The organism is Saccharomonospora saliphila YIM 90502 (assembly GCF_000383795.1).
In the GTDB taxonomy this organism is placed as follows: domain Bacteria; phylum Actinomycetota; class Actinomycetes; order Mycobacteriales; family Pseudonocardiaceae; genus Saccharomonospora; species Saccharomonospora saliphila.
The window spans coordinates 1-2,729 of record NZ_KB912686.1; the positions used below are offsets into that span (position 1 = coordinate 1).

Below are 2,729 nucleotides of genomic sequence, written 5' to 3' on the forward strand. Positions count from 1 at the left end.
CGATCGTGGTATTCACCGGAACCGACGGCGTGCGGGTGGCCTACAGCACCGACGGCGGTGAGACGTTCCAGAGCCATGACGACGGCCGACCGGTGGTGGTACCCGAAGGCACGAGCCGGGACGCCAAGGTGTTCTGGTACGAGCCGGACGAACGCGTCGCCAGGGTGGTGCACGGTGTGCGCACCGCCGCCGCCGCGGGCGCGCGCACCGTGCTGCTGACCAACGCCGCGGGGGGCCTGCGCGACGGCTTCACCGTGGGCCAGCCCGTCCTCATCGCCGACCACCTCAACATGACCGCGACGTCCCCGATCACCGGCGCGACGTTCGTCGACCTCGTCGACCTGTACTCGCACCGGCTGCGGGACGAAGCCCGGCAGATCGATGCGAGCCTGGCCGACGGCGTCTACGCGGGTCTGCCGGGCCCGCACTTCGAGACCCCCGCCGAGATTCGGATGCTGCGCACGCTGGGCGCCGACCTCGTGGGAATGTCGACCGTGCTGGAGGCCATCGCGGCGCGCGCGGCCGGGATGGAGGTCTTCGGGCTGTCGCTGGTGACCAACCTCGCCGCGGGCATCACCGGAGAACCGCTGAACCACGAGGAGGTCATCGAGGCGGGCCGTGCCGCCGCCGAGCGCATGGGCGGGTTGCTGCGCGAACTGGTGCGACGGGCCTGATCATCTACCGGTCATCTGGCTCCCCGTCGCGATGGGGACGTCGGTCATTTCCCGCGTGACATTCATGCGATTCCTCTCTCGCGATGCTGGACCGGCGCCGTACCACGGACGGCACGCACGCCGAGAAACGATACGCCACGAATATCCCCGAGAATTGGCGCTCGGACAATTACCCGATCGAGTGCGGAACGAAGGGTTTTCGCTGACGCACCGCATTGTTGCTCACGCGAGCACGAGATTCTCGGAAACAGTGCGAGCGGAGAACACGACGATTGAATTCGCAAATCTCCGGGTGCAAGTTTCACGCGAGGCGCGCGGCCTGCCGTTTCCCGCTTCCGGGCGCCCCGCCGCGCGTGTGGGTCCGCCGGCACGCGCGTTCGGGGCGCCCGCGCGGGAAACGGGCGCGCTTGACACGATGGCGTGATGCCGCACCTTCCGGAACACCTGCCCGCCGACCTCCGGGACGCCACACGTCGCTGGATCGCCGACGACGTGGACGACCGCACTCGCGCGGAACTCACGACGCTGCTTGAGGCGGCCGCGGCGGGCGAGCACGGCGCCGTCGAGGACCTGGCCGACCGCATGGCCGGGCCACTGACCTTCGGCACGGCGGGCTTGCGCGGGCCGGTGCGAGCCGGGACCAACGGGATGAACACCGCCGTGGTGGTGCGCACGACCGCGGGACTGGCGACGTGGCTGGCGGCCCGGCATCCGGGCGGCATCGTCGTCGTCGGAAGGGACGCACGGCACGGCTCGGAGACCTTCGCCGCCGCCACGGCCTCGGTGCTGTGGGCGGCGGGCTTCGACGTGCGGGTCCTGCCGGAACCGCTGCCCACCCCCCTGCTCGCCTACGCCGTCCGTGCGCTCGGCGCGAGCGCGGGCGTGCAGATCACGGCCTCGCACAACCCGCCGGCGGACAACGGTTACAAGGTCTACGACGACACCGGCACTCAGATCGTCCCGCCCGCGGACACCGAGATCGAGCGCGCGATCGCCGAGGCACCCGCCGCCGTGTCCGTCCCGCGTGCCGGGGGATCGACCGTGCTCGACGGCGAACTGGTCGAGTCCTACCTCGATCGCGTGGCCACGCTGCCGACGGGAACGGCCCGCACCCTGCGGGTCGCCGCCACGCCGTTGCACGGCGTCGGCGGGGCGCCGCTACGGCGCGCGCTGCACCGGGCCGGGTTCGCCGACGTCCACCTCGTGGCCGAGCAGGCCGAGCCGGACCCGGACTTTCCCACCGTGGCCTTTCCCAATCCCGAGGAAGCCGGAGCCACCGACCTGCTGCTGCGGCTGGCCGCCGACACCGGGGCCGACCTCGCGATCGCCCTCGACCCGGACGCCGACCGCTGCGCGCTCGGCGCGCGGGATTCCGACGACACGTGGCGAATGCTCAGCGGCGACGAGACCGGGGTGCTGCTCGGCGAGCACGTGCTGGCGACGTGCCGGACGCCCGACCCGCTCGTGGCGACCACCATCGTCTCCTCCAGCATGCTGGCCGCCATCGCCCGGGCACACGGCGCCCGGCACGCGCTCACGCTGACCGGGTTCAAGTGGCTCGCGCGCGCGGGCGAGCGCCTGGTCTACGCCTATGAGGAGGCACTCGGCGTGTGCGTGGACCCCGACGGGGTGCGCGACAAGGACGGCATCGCCACGGCGGTGCTGGCCTGTGACCTGGCCGCCACCGCGGCGGCGGCCGGGCGCACACTGTTCGACCTCCTCGACGATCTGGCCCTGCGGCACGGTGTGTACCTGACCGACCAGGTCGCTCCCCGGTTCGGGGAGGCCAGCGAGCGCGCGGAGGTGATGCGGCGGCTCCGCGCGGGGCCTCCGGCCGAGCTGGCCGGTGTCGCGGTGTCCGCCGAGGACCTCGCCCCGGACGCCGACGTGCTCCGGTTAACCGGCGACGGGGTACGGGTCGTGCTGCGCCCATCGGGTACCGAACCCAAGCTCAAGGCCTACCTCGAGGTCAGCGCACCACCGCCCGCCGACGGCGACCTCGCCCGCGCCCGGAGCGCGGTCGCGGAGCGCCTGGCCGCACTCCGCGACGCCGTC

The 2,729-nt window shown here is 72.6% G+C and carries 2 protein-coding genes; both read left to right on the plus strand.

Features of this window, described 5'->3' with window-relative positions; genetic code table 11:
• Nucleotides 1-674 (plus strand): purine-nucleoside phosphorylase (locus SACSA_RS23030; RefSeq protein ID WP_019816554.1); only part of this gene is annotated, 674 nt, incomplete at its 5' end.
• 423 nt (nt 675-1,097) lie between these two features.
• Nucleotides 1,098-2,729, plus strand: a 1,632-nt coding sequence (locus SACSA_RS0114140) for a phospho-sugar mutase (protein WP_019816555.1), incomplete at its 3' end; no start/stop codon positions are given.